The organism is Aeromonas sp. AE23HZ002T15 (assembly GCF_054165525.2).
On record NZ_CM201342.1, the window covers coordinates 3,035,873 to 3,056,949 of the forward strand.

A 21,077-nucleotide genomic window follows, 5' to 3' on the forward strand; every position below is an offset into this window, starting at 1 on the left:
AGGCCAGCATGCGCATCAGTACCAACCAAATCCAGCTCAGCATGCTCGACAACCTGCAACATGGTTTCGGAGAGTATGCCAGGCTCGATCGCCAGATCTCGTCCAACAAGCGGATCCTGCAGCCCTCCGACGATCCCGTCGGCAGCGTGCAGCTGCTCGGCCTGAAGAAAGAGCAGGCGGCGATGGCGCAGTACCAGAAGAACATCGCCAATGCCAAGAGCCAGCTCTCCCAGGGGGAGATCCAGCTCGACACCATGACCAACATGCTGAGCCGTCTGCGGGATCTGACCCAGACCGCAGCCAACGGCTCCCTCTCCGAGGACGATCGCCGTGCCGTCTCCAGCGAGCTGGCCATCATCAAGGATGGCCTGCTGGATCTCGCCAACGCCCGCAACGAGAGTGGATCCAGCCTGTTCAGCGGCAGCCAGGTCGATAAAACCGCCATAGTGAAAGACCCAAGCGGTAATTATGTCTACCAGGGGGATGCCCTGGTGCGGGAGGTCGGTATCGCCAAGGGAGTGACGGTGGAGCTCAATCACACCGCCGACAAGCTGTTCATCCAGAACGGGGACTTCTTCAAGCAGCTCGACGACATGGTGGCCGCCTTCGACAGCGGTGCCGCGGACTCCGCCGATCAGGCCAGGGCCATGCTGGATCGCAGCCTGACCCTGCAAGACGACATCAGCCAGATGGTCAGCTCCATCGGTGCGCGGATCAACCTGCTGGATCAGGTCGACGAAGGGCACGAGGAGAAGAGTGTCTATAGCAAGGAAGTGAGCAATCAGATAGAGTCCCTCGATTATGCCAGTGCGGTGACCCAGCAGGCCCATGTGCTGATGGCGCTGCAGGTGCAGCAGCAGGCTTTCGCCAAGGTGAACGGCCTCAGCCTGTTCAACTACATGCCTTAAGCCTTTCAAGGAGCCAGGATGCAGATTCAACAAACCCGTCCGGGCGGTGTGGCCGAGACCCCGGCCCAGCCCAAACTGCACGGACGTCAGACTGCCCAGGCTACTTCTCCCCAGGTCACCCGCCACGAACGTCAGCCCAATGTCATCCGGCTCGACCGCTGGGCCCTGATCGGCACGGCGCAGCAGCGCATCGCCCATGCTCAGGGCAGTGAACAGGCCCTGAGCCAGGTCTGGGGCGAGCTGAAACGCCTGGAGCAGCAGCTCGGCCAGAACCGGGCGGCGAGCGGCGATCTGGTCTCCCGTCTCAAGCTGCTGGAAGAGAAGCTGACCCAGCCCCAGGCGCCGTTGACCTCCGAACTCAAGCCCCGCCTGCTGGCATCGGCCAGCGACAGCCGGGTGCACTACAGCGCGGATCGCCTCGATCTGCTGAGCCCCAAGTCGAGCGCCGAGCGGCTGGTCTTCTCCTTCCCGCAGACCAGCAGCGCCGTCGAGGTGCTGCTGCCGGCCGGGGCCAATGAGGCGGAAGCCGCCACCAGACTGGATCGGGCCCTGCGCAAGGAGCATATCCAGGCTCGTCTGAACGAGCTGGGCAAGCTGGAGCTGAGCGTGCCGGATCAGCACAGGCGCAAGCTGGACGAACCCGTGCTGCTGAGCGGGGAGGGGATCCGCATCCCCGCCGGCAACCCGGTCCCCGTGCAGTTCAAACCCAGGGCCGGTCAGCTGACCCAGCTAGGGGAGGGGCTCGACAAGGGGGAACTCAGGCAGGAGCAGCAGCGCCTGAAGCGGTTGCTCGGCGAGATCGAGCAGTCGGTGCGGGAGCTGAAGCAGTTCCGCCAGAAGATGGTGAAGCAGCTCGATCGCGTGAAGGCCCGCAGCCAGAACCTGCAGCAGGAGGAGCTGGAGCAGTTGCAAGGCAAGCTCAGCAATCAGCTTAAAGAAGGTGGCTTTATGGGGACCATGTCCGGCCTGCTGGCCCAGGCCAATGTGTCGCGTCAGAACGTGGTGGCCCTGCTGACCTGAGGCCGGCAGAGAGAGTCGAACTAAAAAAACCGCCAGCACTTGCTGGCGGTTTTTGTTTCATGGCTTGAGCAGGGCGTAGAGGCTCAGATCCGATGCAAAACCAGACTCGCTCAATCCCTGTTCTATGGTCTTGATAAAGCCCGCATTGTGCTGGCGTATGGTGTGATAGCTGTAGAACAGGTTGATGACATCCTGCTCTTCCAGCTCCTTCTCCATGGTCATCAGACACAGATAGCTGCGCAGCAGGAAGTAGTCGATGACCAGCAACTGATAGGCCTGGGCCGGGGTGTTCTGCTGCTGCGGGAAGTTGTGGTGGTAGACGTAGTAGAGCAGGTAGTTGTCCATGATCTGGGGACGGGCCGCCAGGAAGGGCGAGACCTTGTCGTACCAGGCCTGCTGCAACCGTGCGAGTTTCGCCTCATCATAGACCCCCTCCAGCAGCCGGTTGATCTTGTCGAGACAACCTTGCATGGTCTGCCGCCCACGCCTTCCCTGCGAGTAGGCCAGCAGCTGATGGGTGATGGTACGCAGCCCCCACCACTGCAACCGCGGCAAGACCGGCAGCTGGTCGAACATGGTGAGGAGCTCTCCCCGCTCGGCCAGAACGGCCACCTGATCCAGGAAGGCTTCGTGTGACAGCTGTGAAGGATCCCGGTGGACCAGCATGCCGATGAGCCACAGCCGTATTTCGACGGGTACCTCAGTGGCGGCCAGCACATGGATGCTCAGGCTGTGCAGGGTCGCCATGGCGGTCGAGGGGGGGGAGACGAACGGCAGGCGTTGATCCAGCTCGGTGACCTCGATCTGCATCGCCATGGGATCGAGCAGCAACTGCCGGCTGACCTCGGGGCAGGAGAGCATCAGGGATTTCCTGACCTGGTTGCCGATGCGTGAATGGGATCTGGGGTAGGTCTTGCAGGTATGGCTCAGTGCCTCGGCCCCGGCCTTGCTGTGGATCTGGCACAGACGGTTCTCATCGAGGAAGGGGCAGGCCCCCTGCTCATCGAGCTGGATCTCTCCCCAATGCTCATTGCTCTGTTTGACCTTGCGGATATGCAATTTGCTGAGGGACTGGACTGTGGGGTCCGGGTGCTTCTCATAGTTCCGGAAGGTCAGCTTGTCGATGCTGATGGTCCAGCTATGACAGCAGTTGTCCTCGCAGCGATCGCCTATGCACTGGAAATGTTTAACGAAGTGAGGGGTATAGAGAGAGGCTGCCATGTCGCTGTCCGGTGAGGGGAGGTGCCGCGATAAAAGCAATAACCATGCCGAATGCCCTGACTCTGTGGCAGTTTCATGGATTGTGACGGGCGCAGGAAGCGCAAAAAAATATGCGTCAAGCCGCCTACATTTCTGCAGGAAAGGGGTCGCCTATATCTGATGTCAACCTAACAGGCTGCAGTGCAGCGTCATATCGAGGAATACATCATGGGCTTGTCCATCCACACCAACTTCGCTTCTCTGACCACCCAGAGCCAGCTCAATACCACCAACAAGATGCTGGGCACCGCCATGCAGCGTCTGGGTACCGGTCTGCGCATCAACTCCGCCGCCGATGACGCCGCCGGCCTGCAGATGGCCACCCGTCTGCAATCCCAGTCCAGCGGCCAGAAAGTGGGCATGCGCAACTCCCAGGATGCCATCTCCATGATGCAGACCGGTGAAGGCGCCATGGACGAGATGAGCAACATCGTTCAGCGCATGAAGGATCTGGCTACCCAGTCTGCGAACGGCACCAGCACCGCCGAAGACCGCAAGGCCATGGACGCCGAGTTCACCGAACTGCGTGCCGAGCTGGACAACATCACCAACAACACCACCTTCGGTGGCCAAGAGTTGCTGAAGACCGGCAAGGGTTTCCAGGAAGATGTGACCTTCCAGATCGGCGGCACTGGTGCCGAGAAGCTGGAACTGAAAAAGACCGGCACCCTGGCCAAGGCGCTGGCAGAAGTCGTGGGTACCGGCAAGGGTACCGATGGTGCAGCCGTCAAGGCTGGTATCAGTGATCAGGCCAAGGCTACCGCCTCCATGGCCGAGCTGGACACCTTCTCCCAGAAGATCGGTGAGTCCCGTTCCGCCTTCGGTGCCAACATCAACCGTCTGGAGCACACCGTCAACAACCTCTCCAACATGAAAGAGAACACCGATCTGGCGAACGGCCGCATCATGGATGCCGACTTCGCCCAGGAGAGCACCAACATGACCAAGAACCAGATGCTGATGCAGGCTGGCATGTCCGTGCTGTCCAACTCCAACCAGATGACCGGCATGGTAACTTCCCTGCTGCGTTAATCCCTGTGGCACTCATCCCCGGGATGAGTGCCCTCTTCCTCCCGTTCTTCTCCTCTCTTTCCGCTTTTCCGCATATTTTTCCGATCTCCATTCAAGTCTTGGCCGATACCTGTCGCTTCTCACTCCCATAGGGTTACCCGCTGCATCGCAGCTTTTTTGAGGAGTAAATCATGGGTTTGTCCATTCACACCAATTTCGCTTCCCTGACCACTCAGAGCCAGCTGAACACCACCAACAAGATGCTGGGCACCGCCATGCAACGTCTGGGCACCGGTCTGCGCATCAACTCCGCCGCCGATGACGCCGCCGGCCTGCAGATGGCCACCCGCCTGCAATCCCAGTCCAGCGGCCAGAAAGTGGGCATGCGCAACGCCCAGGACGCCATCTCCATGATGCAGACCGGCGAAGGCGCCATGGACGAGATGAGCAACATCGTTCAGCGCATGAAGGATCTGGCTACCCAGTCTGCGAACGGCACCAGCACCGCCGACGATCGCAAGGCGATGAACGCCGAGTTCAGCGAGTTGCGCGCCGAGCTGGACAACATCACCACCAACACCACCTTCGGTGGTCAGACTCTGCTGGCCAAGGATCAAGGTTTCCAGAAGGCCGTGACCTTCCAGATCGGTGGCACCGCCGCCGAGAAGCTGGAGCTGAAAGACGATGGCGCCCTGGCCACCGCCCTCAAGGGGGTGATCGCCGATGACAAGGGTACCAAGGGTACTGCCGTCGCCGCCGGTATCGATGACCAGACCAAGGCCACCGCAGCCATGGCCGAGCTGGACACCTTCTCCAAGGGGATCGGCGAGGCGCGTTCCGCCTTCGGTGCCAACATCAACCGTCTGGAACACACCGTCAACAACCTCTCCAACATGAAAGAGAACACCGATCTGGCGAACGGCCGCATCATGGATGCCGACTTCGCCCAGGAGAGCACCAACATGACCAAGAACCAGATGCTGATGCAGGCTGGCATGTCCGTGCTGTCCAACTCCAACCAGATGACCGGCATGGTGACTTCCCTGCTGCGTTAATGAGTTGCCTGGCCACCTCGAGAGGGGTGGCCTTGTTATTGCTTGTGCGTTGGAAAGCACCGACCCGGTTTTTTCCAACGGGCATGCCACCGATAAGTTGATAAGGATGTGATGATGCAAGTAGATCCGGCCAGCATGGCGATGCAACTGGTAGCCATAGAGCGCCAGAACATGGACAAGCTGCTGAAGAAGCAGCTGGACAGCGTCAAGGGGCAGCAGAGCGCCATCAGCACGCTCACCACCAAGTTGTCGACCTTCCAGACCATGCTGAAGGATTTGAACAAGGCGACCAACCTGCAGGCCCAGAAGGCCACCATGTCCCAGGACGGGGTCATGACGGTCACCAGCAACGGCAAGGCCAGCTCGGGTCAGTACAACTTCTTCGTGGAGCAGCTCGCTCAGTCCCATCAGGTGGGTCTGGAGCTCGACAGCGATACCACCCCGCTGCCGACCGATGGCGTCTTCTCCCTGACGGTGAAGGGCAAGACCATCGACATCGATCTGGCGACCCTGCCGGCCGGCGCCACCGCCAAGGACCTGGTCTCCCACATCAACAATGCCAAGGACAACCCTGGGGTAAAAGCGACCCTGGTGCGCACCGATGGCAAGGTGAGCATGGTGCTGACCAGCAAGGAGAGTGGTGTGGAGAACGCCATCACCCTGGGCTACAGCGGCGATGCCAGCAATGGGCTGGGGACGGCCGTCGCCAGCAAGACGGACATCACTCAGGCACAGGATGCCAAGCTGCGCATGGGGGGGGACAACCCCCTGACCATCACCTCCTCCAGCAACAAGATAGAGAATGTGGTCGACGGCCTGACTTTCCAGCTGACCAAGGCCCAGAAGGCGGGGGATGCCCCCCTGATGGTGACCATAGATCAGGACAAGGAGGCGGTGACCGGTTCCCTCAAGAAGTTTGTCGACAGCTATAACGAGCTGATCGATGAGCTGGCCAAGATGACCTCCAGCGATCCCAAGGCGCCGGGGGCCCTCTCCTCCGACAGCGGGGTACGCAGCCTCAAGAGTGCCCTGTCCCGCAGCGTGCGCGAGCTGCCCAATGATCTGACCCTGGGCAGCCTCGGCATCAAGACCGACAAGGCGGGCAAGCTCTCCTTCAACGAGACCGACTTCAACAAGGCGCTGGAGAAGGATCCCGAGCTGCTCGGCAAGGCGCTGATGGGGGATGACGGCCTGCTCAAGCGGATGAGCGATTCACTCGATCCCTATACCAAGCGAGATGGCGCCCTGAAGGGACGCAAGACGGGTCTGGAGGCGAGCGAGAAGCGGGTGAACGAGCGGATGGAGGCACTGGATCGCCGTATGGAATCCGCGTATAAGCGCTACCTCAATCAGTTCACCACCATGAACCAGATGATGCAAACCATGGGCGCATTGTGAGTCGGTGAACACCTATTCTCCTGAATGAGTGAGTCTTTCATGTTTGAACCCCAAGATGGCTACGATGCCTATCAGTTCGCCGCCACCCAGGCCAAGGCGGCGAGTGCCGATCCGCACCAGCTGGTGCTGATGCTGATGGATGGATTGCTCGATGAAATGGCACGGGCCGAGGGCCACATCCTGGCCAAACAGTACGAGCGCAAGGGGCAGTCCATCAACAAGTGCCTGCAGATCCTGGGAGGGCTCGACAGCGCCCTCGACATGGACAAGGGCGGCGAGCTGGCCAGCAACCTGCACCGTCTCTACGACTACTGCGGGCAGCGGTTGTTCGAGATCAGCGTGGCCAACGATGTCGCCGGCTTCGCCGAGGTGCGCCGCATCCTGCTGGAACTGAAAGAGGGTTGGGAAGCGATGGCACGCCATCCTCGCTGAGGCGGAAGCCGTCTTTCCCCATAGTGTATAAACTGCCGTTAACTTGTTGAAATACAACAGCTACACATCTGGCCTGCTCCTTGCTAGTTGGCAGGGTCGTCTTATATCGGGGCCATCATCATGTCCATGACCGGGTCTGTGCATCCCAGCACGGAACAAGAGACGCGCCAGCGCCAGTTACTGGGGCTGGGGCGTCTGATACTACAGCAGGCCCGTGCCGGGCAGTGGGATGCGGTGCGCCTGGCGGATCAGCGCCTCGCCCAGTTCATCGGTCATCTGCGTCAACACCCCGCCCTCTGGCAGGCGCTGGCACCGGCCCGCGATCAGGTTCGCGGCTGGCACCAGGAGGCCTTCTCGCTCTGCGAGCAGGAGACCAGGCTGCGCAAGCAGGAGTGGCAGTCCCTGTCCGACAAGCGGGAAGGGCTGCAAGCCTATGACGAGGCGCAAACATGGGCATGATCCCCTTGATCGCGGCCGAGCCGGTCGCAACTTCGTCATCGAGCGGCTTTACCCGTCTCTCCCGTCAGCCCGACGGGCAGGGGGAGGCTTATCAGCCACTGGATCTCCCGCTGGAGGCGAGCCCCCCCCCCGTCGTAGAGGAGATGGCCGTCAGAGAGCCTGACGGCGAGACGACAGATCAGCCCCTGCCCGAGGTGGTGGAGCAACTGCACGCCTTTACCCATATGCCCCCTGTGTTTATCCGCCATGAAGAGGCGTCGCGGCTGCTGGCCGCCCGTCAATCGGCGGATCCCGCGCCCCAAAGCGTCACCATTCATGAGGTCGGAGACGGCTCCCCGTCCGTCTCGGCGGCGCTGCGCGCCCTGTCACGCTTCGAGCGGCAGGAAGCCGAACGGACACCAGTGGTACTGCCTACCGAAATGAGCAAGGAGAGAGTCCCCCAGCTCACGGGAGAGGCCGCCAGGATGCTGAGCCAGTCGATGGGCCAGGACGGCAAGCCGCCACTCACCGACAAGCTGGTTGCAGGTTTGCCGCCCCTGCCGGGGGCGGAGGGGAGATCCGAGCGGGATGGGCTGATCACCGACCTCAAGGCCATGGCCGGGCAGTCGGTGCCCACCTCCTTGACCCGAGCGGCGGAATACCAGTGGGCGCCGGCCCGTCTGGCGGACAACCCGGTCCAGTGGGGCCAGCAACTGGTCGAGGTGCTCAAAGACAAGGTCGAACTGCAGGTGAACCAGAGCATCAAGCAGGCTCACATCCGCCTCGACCCCCCTGAGCTGGGCCGCCTGGAGCTGACCGTCAGGATGGACGGCGATCGCCTCAACGTGCAGCTCAACGTGACCAACCCGGCGGTGCGCGAGGCCCTGATCCAGTCGATGGAGCGGTTGCGCATGAGCCTGGCCCCCCATCATGCCGGCGGGGTCGAGGTGAATGTGGGCCAGGGGGGTGAGCAGGAGCGGGGAGAGCGCTGGCAGCAACAGGACGGGATCCTGGCTGGGCGGCGACAGTGGCAGGAAGAGCCCGGCTCGGCGGACGAGCTTGCCCGGGACTGGCTCAATACCTTGGTTTGATTTTTCCATTATCCAGCGATAGCGAGAGTGATTTCATAATATGCGGCGAGTCATGAAGTGGTTGATGATGGTGATAATGGCCCTGTGCCTGCTGGTGGCGCTGGCCTACGGCGCTTATCTCAAGCGGGATACCCTTGCCGTCTGGCTGGGGCTGGCGGAGGCCAAGCCCGAGCTGAGCAAGACCCCGCTGTTCAAGCCGATGGAGCGTTTCGTCATCAGCCTCGAGGGGGACAGCGAGCCCCACTATCTGGTGCTGGAGCTGGCGCTGGTCACCCATAACCCCGCCCAGCTCGAGACCCTCAATGAGCTGACCCCCCTGATCCGCAATGCCATGGTGCAGTACTTCAGCCACCGCTCCCACGATGCGGTGAAGCAGGAGCTGCAGAACATCTCGGCCCTGCAGTCCTCCCTGCTCAGCAAGCTGGTCGCCACGCTGCAGGGGTATGGCTACAAGCCCTATCTGGATGAGGTGCTGGTCACCAAGGTGCTGGTGCAATAGGGCATGATGGACGCCGGCTGGGATACCCATGACGATCTCACTGTCTCGCCCCCCCGTACCGGCGAGCAGGCGATCTTGACCCGTTACCTGTCACTGGTGAAGCGGGCCGCCAGCCACCTGCGCAGCCAGGTCTCGGCCAGCTTCGATCAGGAAGACATGGAGCAGGTCGGCATGATGGGTCTGCTGGAGGCCTGGCGCCGCTACGGCAGCGAGCCCGATGCCCAGTTCGAGAGCTATGCCTTCAAGCGGATCCGCGGTGCCATGCTGGACGAGCTGCGCCGCCTCGACTGGCGCCCCCGCCAGCTGCGTCAGCAGGTCCATGGCCACAATCAGGTGCAGCGTGAGCTGTTCAACCGCCTCGGCCGCAACCCGACCGAGCAGGAGCTGGCCGATGCGCTGGCGTGCTCCGTCGAGGAGGTGCGCCAGCTCGCTTACGCCAGTCAGGCCGAGGCCCTGCAGAGTCTGGAGGAGTGGCTGGAGAACGGCGGCAAGGCCCCGACCATGGAATCCGATGACGTGGACATGGCCATGACCCTCAGCAAGGTGCTTCGCTCCCTGGACAAGCGGGAGCAGCTGCTGCTCTCCCTCTACTACCAGCAGGAGCTGAACATGAAGGAGATCGCCCTGGTGCTCGGCCTGACCGAGTCGCGGGTGTGTCAGTTGCACAAGCAGTGCGTCCTTCAGCTCAAGCAGCGTTTGGTCGATTCCATATAAATAGCGCCTCTCCCCCGCGGTGAGGCTTGTTGAATTCTGCGGGAGCATCCATGCAAAAACAGATTGGTCTTGGTGTCATTTTCATTTGTGTGCTGGGGGGCTTCATGATGGCCGGTGGCCGCCCCATCGCCCTGTGGCAGCCAGCCGAACTCATCATCATCATAGGTGCCGCCGCCGGCTCCATGTTCCTCGGCAACTCCAAAGAGGTGATGCACGAGATGTGGCGCCAGGTGAAGCTCTGCTTCAAGTCCAACAAGGATGAGAAGGAGATCTACCGCGAGCTGCTGACCCTGATGCATCAACTGCTGGAAGAGACTCGCAGCAAGGGCATGAAGGCGCTGGACGAGCATGTGGAGAATCCGCAGCAGAGCTCCGTCTTCCTGATGTATCCCCAGGTCTCCGAGGATCCGCAGCTGCTCGGTTTCATCATCGACAACCTGCGCCTGCTCGGCATGGGCAAGATCACCCCCCACGAGCTGGATACCATCCTGGAGCAGGAGATCATGGCCATCGAGGAGGACATGCTCAAACCCTCCCATGCCCTGCACAAGACGGGGGAAGCCTGCCCCGGCTTTGGCATCCTGGCCGCCGTCATGGGGATCATCATTACCATGCAGCAGCTCGATGGTCCCCTGAGCAACATAGGGGTCCATGTGGCCGCCGCCCTGGTGGGCACCTTCATCGGCATCTTCCTCTGCTACTGCCTGCTGGAGCCCATCAGCAACGCCATGGAGGAGATGGTCAAGCGTCGCATCGGCATGCTGATGTGCATCAAGTCGATCCTCATCGCCCAGCTGCGCGGCAAGACCCCGCTGCTCTCCGTCGATGCGGGCCGCAAGATGCTGGAGCCTGACGTGAAACCCAGCTTCCTCGAACTGGAAGACTGGGTGACGAACAGGGCCATGTGATGCGCAACCACGAGCAGATCATCATCAAGCGCCAGCAAAGGCGCAGCAGCGGGCCCAAGAGTGGCGGCGCATGGAAGGTCGCCTTCGCCGATTTCACCCTGGCGATGATGGCCTTCTTCATGGTGCTCTGGATCCTGGCGGTCTCCAGCCAGGAGGAGCGTGAGGTGGTGGCCAGCCGCCTGCGGGACTACAGCATCATGGACAGCGAAGCGAATCCATTCGACATCAGAAACAGCCCCTATCCGGTGGATCTGGGGGGCAATCCGTCCGTGCTGGAGGAGCTGAGCCCCCAGTTCGTGGAGGAGGGACAGCGCATGCCGAGGCACATGGAGCGCAATCGCAGCATCTTCAATGATGGTGCCGAGGGCGGCTACGAGAGCCTGCTGGTCGGGAAGATCGAGGGGGAGGCGCAGATGAAGCAGCTGGCAGGCTTCATCGGCTCCATGGCGGATCAGATGCAGGCGAAGAACAATCTGGAACTACAACTGGTGCCCCAGGGTCTGCGGATCCTCATTCGCGACGATGACGAGCGGGAGATGTACAGCCGCGGCAGTGCCCGCATCAGCCCCTTCTTCCGCCATCTGCTGATGGCGCTGGCCCCCGTCTTCCAGCGGGTGGAGAACCGGGTGATGATCTCCGGACACACCGACAGCACCCCCTTCGCCGGGGACAACTACAGCAACTGGGAGCTCTCCTCCGATCGGGCCATGATGGCAAGGCGGGTGCTGCTCGCCGGCGGTATGCCGCCGGAGCGGGTCGGCCAGGTGGTCGCCATGTCGGACACCATGCTGGAGAATACCGCCGATCCCAGGGGCAGTCAGAACCGCCGCATCGAGCTGCTGGTGATGACGACCCAGGCGGAGAAGAATCTGGAACAGCTATTCAGTACCCAAACCCAAGCCGCCACTCAGCAAGCCAAGGATGCCACTGCCCATGGGAACCCCTGATACCGAACTACCGGAATGGACCGAGTTCAACGATCCTAGACGCAAGGTCCCCCGCTGGTATCTGCACGACGGCTCCACCCCCCTGGAGTCCCAGAGCTGCGGCATCGCCGCCCGCCTCATGGTCTCCGGGCTGCTGTTCGACAAGAGTATCGGCCGGGCGGTGATCAAGGACATAGGCCCGGGCGGGGTCGGCTTCCTGACTCCCTCCCGTTTCACTCTGCCCGATGTGGTCAGCCTCTCCCTGTCACCCAAGATAGTGCTGGAGTGCCAGATCACCCACAGGCGCCCCATCGGCCAGTACCTCAGCTTCTATGGTGCACGCTGGGCCAATCCAGCATCCGTGGATCTCGCGCCCGTGCTCAGCCACTGGCGCCACTGCTTCATGGCGCCAGCAGAGGGCGGGCCTGCTTCAATCCCAGCGGATCCGGCAGCGGCGCAAGGCTGAGGCCGCCGCGCCCCATGTCCAGCCCCCTCGCCGGTTGCAGCAGCAGGGGGTCGTGCAGACTCTCGAGGGATACCGCCCTCATCAGCAGTGGCTTGTCACTCGGCCGGGTGCCGCCGGGCGCCTGACTGCGGCCATAGACGATGGGGCAGTTGGTCACCCCCTGACCGTCCGGCAGTTGCCAGGCGGGGTTCCAGCGGCTGGCCTCGTTCATGGCGATCCCCTTGGCCAGTGCCCAGCCGAGCAGCGAGCAGTTGCCCGGCTGCCGCCATACCTGGATGTCACTCCCCTCCTGCCAGGATGGCAGGGCGAACTGATAATGTGCCGCCCTGTCCAGCAACTGTGACAGGGCGATGAAGCGCGCCACATAGAGGCGTGTCTCGGTCGGCAGCGACAGTTCCCACAGATTGCGTGTTCCCGCGTTGATGACGGCCTTCAGCACCCGCCCTTCCCCTGCGTTATAGGCCGCCAGTGCCAGCAACCAGTCCTGACCGAAGAACTGATACAGCCAGCCGAGATAAGAGAGTGCGGCCTCGGTGGACAGGGGCAGGGAGTAGCGGCCGTCATAGCCAGGTGTCATGGGGACGGTGAAGCGGGCAGCGGTATCCGGCATCAGCTGCCAGGGGCCGGCGGCTCCCGCCGAGGAGATCACATCCAGCCGATAGCTGCTCTCGATCAGGGGGAGAAAGGCCAGCATGGAGGGGAGCTTGCGCGCGCTGACCTGCTGCTCCACCCAGCGGATCATGGGCTGGGACTGGGCGATCCTGCGCTGCAGATGGCCGCGTTGCTGCAACAGATACTGAGTCTGCTGGCTGACCAGCTCTGCCCCCGATCCTCCTATGGGGGTAGGAAAGCCGGCGCGCCAATGATAATTATCATAGGAGTAACAATGAGTGCTGATGAGCAGCGACAAGGGGGCGAGCAGACGAAACGATAATTTAATCAGGAGAGAGACAGTCTGGCGGGGTGATGATAAAAACATGATGAATCTCAACAGTTTTTGACAATTTCTGTCGACTGTTCATGTGGTATCCAGGACGTGATAAGCATGGTAACACGAGTAAAAAAGACCCCAAAGACGGGTAGGGCGATTCAGAAGTTTCTGCTTTATCTGATCCTTATTAATTTCGGTTTGATGTGGCTCTATGTCATGTATGCAGATGAGCTGACATTCGGCTCCAATCTTCTGCTGACTTTTCTGATCATCCTCTATAACCTGCTGCTCTGTCAGCTGGTGGTACTGCGCGCCCGGCGGGCGGGGGATGGCTATATCATCTATCCCGTGGTGGGGGTGAGCATCATACTCTGTGCCGTCGTGCTGTTTCGCTTCATTATTTCCCCCTGATGGCGGTTATTTGGCGCTGCTCCTTGCGGGGATGAATTAAATCCAGTCATGAATAACTCTTGAAAAATCAATTCATTTAATCGGCAGTGCCTCACTGCTGCGTCAATATGTTCCCCATGCCCGAGATCCTTGCTTGAAAAGCCCTCTGCTCGTCCTTAAACTTCATGGTGGAGAAAAGTGGATCAAAGTGGTTTTATCGGGCGATTTGCCTCCTTAAACTCACCTTCGGGGACTGCAATTTGTTGCGTGGCGCTCACGCCATCAGCCTGGACAGCAAAGGGCGACTGGCGATTCCGACCAAATATCGAGACTGGCTGCGCGACGAGTGCGACGGCCAGCTGGTCTGCACCATCGACATCGCTCACCCCTGTCTGCTGCTGTATCCCCTGAATGAATGGGAAGAGATCGAGCGCAAGCTCAAGACGCTTTCCAGCACCAACCCCGCGGAGCGCCGCCTGCAACGTCTGCTGCTTGGCAACGCCATCGAGTGCGAACTGGACGGCAATGGCCGTTTGCTGCTGAGCCAGCCGCTGCGCAATCACGCCGGGCTGGACAAGAAAATCATGCTGGTGGGCCAGCTCAACAAGTTTGAGTTGTGGGATGAAGCCCGCTGGCAGCAACAGATCAATGACGATATCCAGGGCCTGCCCGAGGACGATTGGGCAAGTTCACCACGACTACAGGATTTCTCTTTATAAATGACCCAAGCCGCTGAACACATCACAGTGCTGTTGCACGAAGCCGTCGAAGGGCTGGCCATCAAGCCGGACGGCGTCTATGTCGACGGTACCTTTGGCCGGGGTGGTCACTCTCGTCTCATTCTCGAAAAACTCGGCCCACAGGGCCGCCTGATCGCCATAGACCGGGATCCCCAGGCCATTGCCGAGGCTGCCAAGATCCAGGATCCCCGCTTCGAGATCGTGCACGGCCCCTTCTCCGGCATCACCTCCTATCTGAGTGAGCGCGGGCTGCTCGGCAAGGTCGACGGCTTCCTGCTGGATCTCGGTGTCTCTTCCCCCCAGCTCGACGACGCCGAGCGTGGCTTCAGCTTCATGAAGGACGGTCCGCTGGACATGCGGATGGATCCCACCTCCGGCCAGAGCGCGGCCGAGTGGCTGGCTCGCGCCGATGTGGACGACATCGCCTGGGTGCTGAAGACCTTCGGTGAGGAGCGCTTCGCCAAGAAGATCGCCCGCGCCATCGTCCACGACCGGGTCACCGAGCCCTATGTGCGCACCCGCCAGCTGGCAGAGATGATTGCCCGGGTCAATCCGAGCAAGGAGAAGGGCAAACACGCCGCGACCCGCAGCTTCCAGGCCATCCGCATCTACATCAACAGCGAGCTGGACGAGATCGAGACAGCGTTGAACGGTGCCCTGCAGGTGCTGGCCCCCGAGGGGCGCCTCTCCGTCATCAGCTTCCACTCCCTGGAAGACAGGCTGGTCAAGCACTTCATCCGCAAGCACGAGAAGGGACCCGAGGTGCCGCACGGCATCCCGCTGACCGAGGCTCAGCTGGCGGGTGGTCGCAAGTTGAAGTCGGTCGGCAAGGCGCTCAAGCCCTCCGATCATGAAGTCACCGAAAACACGCGCGCACGCAGCTCGGTGCTGCGGGTCGCCCAGCGTCTGGCGGATTGAGTCATGAGCGAGGTGCGCGTTCATCTGGCCAAGGAGATCATCGGGGATCTCTGGCGTCACAAGCTGCAGGTGGTGCTGGCCATCGCCGTGCTGGTCACCGCTTTCGCGGTGATCCTGGTGACCAACATGACCCGGGGCCTGACCGCCAAGCAGAATGATCTGATGGCGGAAGAGGACAGGCTCAACATCGAGTGGCGGCACCTGCTGCTGGAGCAGGGCACCCTGGCCGAGCACTCCAGAGTGGCGAGCCTTGCCATGGATAAATTGCAGATGGCTCGCCCCCTGGTGACCACCGAGAAGGTAATAACTCAACCATGAAACGCAAGGCCGCCACCAGGGCACCGGCAAAAGAAAAAGCCAAGGCTAAAGCACCGTCACTCTACCCGTGGCGCTTTCGCACGCTGGTATTTTTCATCGGCATCGCCTTTGCGGGTCTGATCCTGCGTCTGGCCTGGATCCAGGTGATCGATCCCGACCGCCTGCGCCAGGAAGGGGACATGCGTTCACTGCGTACCACCTCCACCCAGGCGGTGCGCGGCATGATCACCGATCGCAACGGTGAGCAGCTGGCAGTCTCCGTACCCGTGGAGGCGGTCTGGGCGGATCCCAAGACGGTACACGAGACCGGCGCCATCCATAACGAGCGCGCCTGGCTGGCGCTTTCCGCCGTGCTCAAGCTCGACATCAATACCCTCAAGCACCGCATCTCCAACCCCAGCAAGCGGTTTGTCTACCTGCAGCGGCAGGTGACGCCGGCAGTGGCGGAATACATCAAGGGCCTCAAGCTCGGCGGCATCTACCTGCGTCCCGAGTCCCGCCGCTTCTATCCGACCGGCGAGATCAGCTCCCACCTGGTGGGGGTGACCAACATAGATGGCAGCGGGATCGAAGGGATAGAGCGCAGCTACAACGAGTGGCTGACCGCGACCCCGGGGGAGATGCGGGTGCGCAAGGACCGCCAGGGCCGCGTCATCGAGCGCCTCGGCCTGGTCAAGGAGGGCAAGAACGCCAACGATCTGCAGCTCAGCATCGATCAGCGGGTGCAGGCCCTGGCCTACCGCGCCCTCAAGCGAGCCACCGACGAGAACAAGGCGACCTCAGGCTCCATGGTGATGCTGGACGTGAAGACCGGCGAGGTGCTCGCCATGGTCAACACCCCCTCCTACAACCCGAACAACCGGGGCCAATACCAGAGCTTCCGGGTGCGCAACCGGGTGGTGACCGATACCTATGAGCCGGGTTCCACCGTCAAGCCCCTGATCCTGCTGAGTGCTCTCCAGGCGGGCGTGACCAGCTGGAAGGACACCATCCAGGGCGGCCCCCTGTTTATCGGGGCCAAGCAGATCCGTGACGTGAGTATCCACAAGGCGACCAACCTGTACGACATACTGCGTTACTCCTCCAACATCGGCATGTCGCGCATCGCCCTGCGTATGCCGGCCCAGGAGATGATCAATACCCTCAGCATGGTCGGCTTCGGCATGGATACCGGCAGCGGTCTGATGGGGGAGAGCAGCGGCATGCTGCCCCAGCGTCGGCGCTGGTCCGATATCGAGCGGGCGACCCTCTCCTTTGGCTATGGTCTGCGGGTCACCCCGCTGCAACTCGCCTCCGCCTATGCCACCCTGGCCAACAAGGGCAAGCGGGTGCCCCTCTCCATCATCAAGGTGACCACACCGCCCAAGGGTGAGCAGGTCATCGATCACAACAACGCCACCGCCATGCTGCAGGCGCTGGAGTACGTGGTGGACAATGCCATTCCCAAGGCCAAGATCCCCGGCTACCGGGTCGGTGGCAAGAGTGGTACCGCCAAGGTCGCCGTCGCCGGCGGCTATGGCAAGGACTACATGGCCTGGTTCGCCGGCTTCGCCCCCGCCAGCAACCCTCGCTTCGTCATGGTGGTGGTGATCAACGAGCCCAAGGGCAACGCCTATTACGGCGGCGCCGTGGCGACTCCGCCCTTCGCCGAGGCCATGGGTGGCGTGTTGCAACTCTTCAATATTCGTCCCGACGCGGTCCCCACCGAGGTACCCGCCAAACTTGCCCGTACGGAGGCCTCTCTTGCACCGCGCACTTGATGATCTGCTGCGCCCCTTCGGCATTCATGCCCCGGCGCTCCCCCTCACCGACCTCCAGCTGGACAGTCGGCGGGTTGGGCCCGGTTCTCTGTTCGTGGCCGTGCGCGGCCACCAGGTGGATGGCAGAGGCTTTATGGAACAGGCGGTGGCTCGGGGAGCCGCCGCCGTGCTGTTTGAGGAGGACGGTGAATTCGTCCCCCCTGCGCTCTCTGTGCCCTGCTTCGGAGTCCCTGATCTGCCCGCCAGGCTCTCCGAGCTGGCCGGCCATTTCTACCGGCAACCCAGCGACAGGCTGCAACTGGTCGGTATCACGGGTACCAATGGCAAGAGCACCACGGCACTGCTGGTCGCAAACTGGCGCACCCTGCTGGGGGGCAAGGCCGGGGTGATGGGCACCATAGGCAACGGCCTGTTCGGCGAGCTGGTGGAGGCGCCGAACACCACGGGCAGCGCGGTAGAGGTGCAGGCCACCCTGGATGCCTTACGGCAAGAGGGGGCTAGCCTGGTGGCGATGGAGGTATCCAGCCACGGTCTGGTACAGCACAGGGTGGCGGCACTGCACTTTGCGGCGGCGGCCTTCACCAACCTGAGCCGGGATCATCTGGACTATCACGGCACCATGGAAGCCTATGGCGCGGCCAAGGAAGGGCTGATCAAGCTGGTAGACGAGCCCTGCGCCGTCATCAATGCGGATGATGAGCTGGGCAGGCGCTGGTTGTCCCGCTACCCCGCTGCGGTGGCCTTCGGGGTGAATGGTCCCATCGCCAACCATAGCGGGCGACAGTTGACGGCGCAGGATCCCCAATTTCACCAACAAGGTTTTCACACGCAGATTAACTCCAGCTGGGGGAATGGTGTATTATCCGCCCCCTTGCTCGGCCGCTTCAACGTCAGCAATGTGCTGGCGGCCATGGGCGTGATGCTGGTGCTCGGCTACGACTTCGACGCCCTGCTGGCGAGCGCCCCCAGGCTGCAACCCGTGACCGGTCGCATGGAGTGCTTCGGCGGTGGCGATGCGCCGCTGGCCGTGGTCGATTATGCCCATACCCCGGACGCGCTGGAGAAGGCGCTGCAGGCCCTGCGGGTGCACTGCGAAGGCGAGCTCTGGTGCCTGGTGGGCTGCGGTGGCGACCGGGATCGCGGCAAGCGTCCCATGATGGCGGCCATGGCAGAGCAGTATGCGGATCGCGTGATCCTGACCAACGACAATCCCCGTACCGAGGAACCGGCCCAGATCATGGCGGACATGGTGGCGGGTCTTCGCGATCCCGGCACCGTGCAGATCGAGCACGACAGGGTCAAGGCGATCGCTCTGGCACTGTCTCAGGCGAGCAAACAGGACATCATCCTGGTGGCCGGTAAGGGCCACGAGGATTATCAGATCATTGGAACCGACAAGCGGCACTACAGCGACCGGGAAACCGTCGCCGCCGCTTTGCACACATTATTGGAGTCATTCAGATGATGACCCTCAGGCTTGCCGAGCTGGCGCAGGCGCTCGATGCCCGTCTGGTTGGCGATGACGCCGAGATCACCGCGGTCAGCACAGATACCCGCACCCTGGGTGCAGGTGCGCTGTTTGTCGCCTTGCGCGGCGAGCGTTTCGACGCCCACGACTTCTGCGATCAGGCGGTCGCGGCCGGCGCCTCCGCCCTGCTGGTGGAGCGTGAACTGCCGTTGGCTGTGCCCCAGCTGATCGTGGCCGACAGCCTCAAGGGGTTGGGACGTCTGGGCAGGCTGGTGCGCGAGCGCATCAACCCCAAGGTACTGGCCATCACCGGAAGCTGCGGCAAGACCACGGTCAAGGAGATGGCGACTGCCATCCTGCGCCATGAAGGGGAGGTGCTGGCCACCGCCGGCAACTTCAACAACGAGGTGGGCGTCCCGCTCACCCTGCTGCGCCTCGAGCCGCAGCACCAGTTCGCCGTGATGGAGCTGGGGGCCAATCACCCCGGCGAGATCGCCTGGACGACGTCGCTGGCCAAGCCCGATGCTGCCATCATCAACAACGTGGCGGCCGCCCACCTGGAGGGCTTCGGCTCCCTGGAAGGGGTGTTCCACGCCAAGAGCGAGATCTTCGAAGGTCTGGGTGAAGGCGGTAGCGCCATCGTCAACGCCGACAACGAGTTCTGGCCGAAGTGGCAGGTGAAGGGTATCCATTGCGCCTTCTCCGTCGAAGATCAGAGCCAGCCGTTCCATGCCCGCGACATCAGCTTCAACGCAGAGGGCTGTGCCCAGTGCACTCTGGTGACCCCGCAGGGGGAAGTCAGTCTGACCCTGGCCATTCCCGGTCGCCACAACGTGGCGAACGCCCTGGCGGCGACCGCCGGCTGTCTCGCACTCGGCGCGTCGCTGGCCTCGGTCAAGGCGGGGCTGGAGCAGATGGCACCGGTCAAGGGCCGCTTCTGCGTGCAGCGCTGGGGTGGTCTCACCCTGGTGGACGACACCTACAACGCCAGCGTGGAATCCGTGCTGGCGGGCATCGACGCCCTGACCGCCATGGCAGGCTACAAGGTGCTGGTGTTCGGTGACATGAAGGAGTTGGGTGAGGAGTCCGCCGCGCAGCACGCCCGGGTCGGACGCCACGCCAGCGAGTGCGGCCTCGATGCCGTGCTGACCGTAGGGGAACAGAGTCGCCACACCGCAGATGCCGCGGCTGGTCGACATTTCGATAACAAGGCGTCGTTGTTTGAAGTGCTTGCGCAAATGATAAATACACACCCGGAAATCTCAATCTTGGTCAAGGGCGCCCGTGGCTCCCGCATGGAAGATATCGTCGAGATGGTCAAAGACCGTCAGGAGTCAGCCACATGCTAGTCTGGCTGGCGGAACTGCTGACCCCGCACTTCACCTTCTTCAACGTCTTCTCCTACCTGACGTTTCGCGCCATCCTGTCGATCATCACCGGCCTGGTGGTGGCGCTCTGGATGGGGCCGCGCCTCATCCGCCGCCTGCAGATCATGAAATTCGGCCAGGTGATCCGCAACGATGGCCCCGAGTCCCACCTGAGCAAGAAGGGCACCCCGACCATGGGGGGCCTGATGATCATCGCCGCCATCTTCACCTCGGTGCTGCTCTGGTGTCGCCTCGACAACCCCTATGTCTGGCTGGTGCTGTTCGTGCTCGGTGCCTACGGCGCCATTGGCTTCGCCGATGACTACCTCAAGGTGGTGCGCAAGAATACCGACGGCCTGATCGCCCGCTGGAAGTACTTCTGGCAGTCGGCGGTGGCGCTGGCGGTGGCCGTCTTCCTCTACGCCACGGCGACCCACGACGGTCAGACCCAGCTGGTGGTCCCCTTCCTCAAGGATGTGATGCCCCAGCTCGGCCTGATGTTCATCGTACTGACCTACTTCGTCATCGTCGGCACCTCCAACGCGGTCAACCTGACCGACGGCCTGGACGGTCTCGCCATCATGCCGACCGTGATGGTGGCGGGGGGCTTCGCCCTCATCGCCTGGGCGACCGGCAACGTCAACTTCGCGAACTACCTGCACATCCCCTATGTGCCCTACACCTCGGAGCTGGTGATCGTCTGTACCGCCATCGTCGGGGCGGGTCTGGGCTTCCTCTGGTTCAACACCTACCCGGCCCAGGTCTTCATGGGGGACGTGGGATCTTTGGCATTGGGTGGTGCGCTCGGCACCATAGCCGTGCTGGTACGCCAGGAGTTCCTGCTGGTGATCATGGGGGGCGTCTTCGTGATGGAGACCGTCTCGGTGATCCTGCAAGTGGGCTCCTACAAGCTGCGCGGCGTGCGCATCTTCCGCATGGCACCCATTCATCACCACTATGAGAAGAAGGGCTGGCCGGAGCCGCGCGTCATCGTGCGTTTCTGGATCATCACCCTCATGCTGGTGCTGCTCGGCCTCGCCACCCTGAAGGTGAGGTAAG

Annotated in this window: 23 protein-coding genes; 21 read left to right on the top strand and 2 right to left on the bottom strand. The window is 62.1% G+C overall.

Features of this window, described 5'->3' with window-relative positions; all coding sequences use genetic code 11:
• The first annotated feature begins 8 nt into the window (after positions 1-8).
• Together lfgL and ACT5M9_RS14190 are read left to right on the top strand one after the other, a co-directional pair.
• Positions 9-908, top strand: coding sequence for a lateral flagellar hook-associated protein LfgL (gene lfgL / locus ACT5M9_RS14185; RefSeq protein ID WP_457982103.1), 900 nt, complete (start codon positions 9-11; stop codon positions 906-908).
• A gap of 18 nt (positions 909-926) precedes the next feature.
• On the top strand, positions 927-1,928 hold the full coding sequence (locus ACT5M9_RS14190) for a hypothetical protein (RefSeq protein ID WP_457982105.1): 1,002 nt from the start codon (positions 927-929) through the stop codon (positions 1,926-1,928).
• A 57-nt stretch (positions 1,929-1,985) separates the two neighbouring features.
• On the opposite strand, the gene fliB is transcribed toward ACT5M9_RS14190, so the two are convergent.
• Entirely contained in the window at positions 1,986-3,149 is a 1,164-nt protein-coding gene (gene fliB / locus ACT5M9_RS14195) for a flagellin lysine-N-methylase (protein ID WP_457982107.1), read from the bottom strand.
• Positions 3,150-3,356: 207 nt separating this feature from the next.
• Here fliB and lafA (ACT5M9_RS14200) point away from each other — a divergent pair, with 207 nt between their 5' ends.
• The 11 genes from lafA (ACT5M9_RS14200) (at position 3,357) to ACT5M9_RS14250 (ending at position 12,126) form a co-directional block, all read left to right on the top strand.
• Entirely contained in the window at positions 3,357-4,220 is an 864-nt protein-coding gene (lafA, locus tag ACT5M9_RS14200) for a lateral flagellin LafA (protein WP_457982108.1), read from the top strand.
• Positions 4,221-4,390: 170 nt separating this feature from the next.
• The gene (gene lafA, locus ACT5M9_RS14205) at positions 4,391-5,254 is read left to right on the top strand and encodes a lateral flagellin LafA (protein WP_438549404.1); all 864 of its coding nucleotides are present in this window, start codon (positions 4,391-4,393) and stop codon (positions 5,252-5,254) included.
• A 114-nt stretch (positions 5,255-5,368) separates the two neighbouring features.
• Positions 5,369-6,652, top strand: a complete 1,284-nt coding sequence (gene lafB, locus ACT5M9_RS14210) for a lateral flagellar capping protein LafB (RefSeq protein ID WP_457982110.1) — start codon at positions 5,369-5,371, stop codon at positions 6,650-6,652.
• Positions 6,653-6,691: 39 nt separating this feature from the next.
• Positions 6,692-7,084, top strand: coding sequence for a lateral flagellar export chaperone LafC (lafC, locus tag ACT5M9_RS14215; RefSeq protein WP_438549403.1), 393 nt, complete (start codon positions 6,692-6,694; stop codon positions 7,082-7,084).
• A gap of 120 nt (positions 7,085-7,204) precedes the next feature.
• A complete protein-coding gene (locus ACT5M9_RS14220) occupies positions 7,205-7,543 on the top strand; it encodes a LafX (protein WP_457982112.1) in 339 nt (112 codons plus the stop codon).
• Positions 7,540-8,613, top strand: coding sequence for a flagellar hook-length control protein FliK (locus ACT5M9_RS14225; protein ID WP_457982113.1), 1,074 nt, complete (start codon positions 7,540-7,542; stop codon positions 8,611-8,613). Before ACT5M9_RS14220 ends, ACT5M9_RS14225 begins: the two co-directional genes overlap by 4 nt.
• 40 nt (positions 8,614-8,653) lie before the next feature.
• On the top strand, positions 8,654-9,112 hold the full coding sequence (lafF, locus tag ACT5M9_RS14230; protein WP_457982115.1) for a lateral flagellar basal body-associated protein LafF: 459 nt from the start codon (positions 8,654-8,656) through the stop codon (positions 9,110-9,112).
• A 3-nt stretch (positions 9,113-9,115) separates the two neighbouring features.
• The gene (gene lafS / locus ACT5M9_RS14235) at positions 9,116-9,826 is read left to right on the top strand and encodes a lateral flagellar system RNA polymerase sigma factor LafS (RefSeq protein ID WP_457982117.1); all 711 of its coding nucleotides are present in this window, start codon (positions 9,116-9,118) and stop codon (positions 9,824-9,826) included.
• A gap of 50 nt (positions 9,827-9,876) precedes the next feature.
• A complete protein-coding gene (gene lafT / locus ACT5M9_RS14240; protein ID WP_438549398.1) occupies positions 9,877-10,734 on the top strand; it encodes a lateral flagellar motor stator protein LafT in 858 nt (285 codons plus the stop codon).
• Positions 10,734-11,681 carry a lateral flagellar motor protein LafU gene (lafU, locus tag ACT5M9_RS14245; protein WP_438549397.1) on the top strand — a complete coding sequence of 316 codons (948 nt, stop codon included), beginning with the start codon at positions 10,734-10,736 and terminating at the stop codon, positions 11,679-11,681. Before lafT ends, lafU begins: the two co-directional genes overlap by 1 nt.
• Positions 11,668-12,126 carry a hypothetical protein gene (locus tag ACT5M9_RS14250; protein ID WP_438549396.1) on the top strand — a complete coding sequence of 153 codons (459 nt, stop codon included), beginning with the start codon at positions 11,668-11,670 and terminating at the stop codon, positions 12,124-12,126. The genes lafU and ACT5M9_RS14250 overlap by 14 nt, the downstream gene beginning before the upstream one ends.
• On the opposite strand, the gene ACT5M9_RS14255 is transcribed toward ACT5M9_RS14250, so the two are convergent.
• Positions 12,062-13,105 (bottom strand): lytic transglycosylase domain-containing protein, encoded by a 1,044-nt coding sequence (locus ACT5M9_RS14255; protein ID WP_527249219.1) that lies wholly within the window; start codon positions 13,103-13,105, stop codon positions 12,062-12,064. The genes ACT5M9_RS14250 and ACT5M9_RS14255 overlap by 65 nt on opposite strands.
• A 168-nt stretch (positions 13,106-13,273) precedes the next feature.
• Here ACT5M9_RS14255 and ACT5M9_RS14260 point away from each other — a divergent pair, with 168 nt between their 5' ends.
• The 8 genes from ACT5M9_RS14260 to mraY all read left to right on the top strand — a co-directional run bounded on the left by ACT5M9_RS14260 (position 13,274) and on the right by mraY (position 21,076).
• A complete protein-coding gene (locus tag ACT5M9_RS14260) occupies positions 13,274-13,468 on the top strand; it encodes a hypothetical protein (RefSeq protein ID WP_438549395.1) in 195 nt (64 codons plus the stop codon).
• A 239-nt stretch (positions 13,469-13,707) separates the two neighbouring features.
• On the top strand, positions 13,708-14,166 hold the full coding sequence (mraZ, locus tag ACT5M9_RS14265; protein ID WP_349920799.1) for a division/cell wall cluster transcriptional repressor MraZ: 459 nt from the start codon (positions 13,708-13,710) through the stop codon (positions 14,164-14,166).
• On the top strand, positions 14,167-15,105 hold the full coding sequence (gene rsmH, locus ACT5M9_RS14270) for a 16S rRNA (cytosine(1402)-N(4))-methyltransferase RsmH (protein ID WP_318164269.1): 939 nt from the start codon (positions 14,167-14,169) through the stop codon (positions 15,103-15,105).
• 3 nt (positions 15,106-15,108) lie between these two features.
• Complete coding sequence (ftsL, locus tag ACT5M9_RS14275; RefSeq protein WP_318164268.1) at positions 15,109-15,423, top strand: cell division protein FtsL; 315 nt, start codon at positions 15,109-15,111, stop codon at positions 15,421-15,423.
• Entirely contained in the window at positions 15,420-17,183 is a 1,764-nt protein-coding gene (locus ACT5M9_RS14280; RefSeq protein WP_318164267.1) for a penicillin-binding transpeptidase domain-containing protein, read from the top strand. The genes ftsL and ACT5M9_RS14280 overlap by 4 nt, the downstream gene beginning before the upstream one ends.
• Positions 17,167-18,648 (top strand): UDP-N-acetylmuramoyl-L-alanyl-D-glutamate--2,6-diaminopimelate ligase, encoded by a 1,482-nt coding sequence (gene murE, locus ACT5M9_RS14285; RefSeq protein ID WP_457982120.1) that lies wholly within the window; start codon positions 17,167-17,169, stop codon positions 18,646-18,648. The genes ACT5M9_RS14280 and murE overlap by 17 nt, the downstream gene beginning before the upstream one ends.
• On the top strand, positions 18,645-20,000 hold the full coding sequence (locus ACT5M9_RS14290; RefSeq protein WP_457982122.1) for a UDP-N-acetylmuramoyl-tripeptide--D-alanyl-D-alanine ligase: 1,356 nt from the start codon (positions 18,645-18,647) through the stop codon (positions 19,998-20,000). The genes murE and ACT5M9_RS14290 overlap by 4 nt, the downstream gene beginning before the upstream one ends.
• Positions 19,994-21,076, top strand: coding sequence for a phospho-N-acetylmuramoyl-pentapeptide-transferase (gene mraY, locus ACT5M9_RS14295; RefSeq protein WP_349920805.1), 1,083 nt, complete (start codon positions 19,994-19,996; stop codon positions 21,074-21,076). The genes ACT5M9_RS14290 and mraY overlap by 7 nt, the downstream gene beginning before the upstream one ends.
• Position 21,077: the final 1 nt, after the last annotated feature.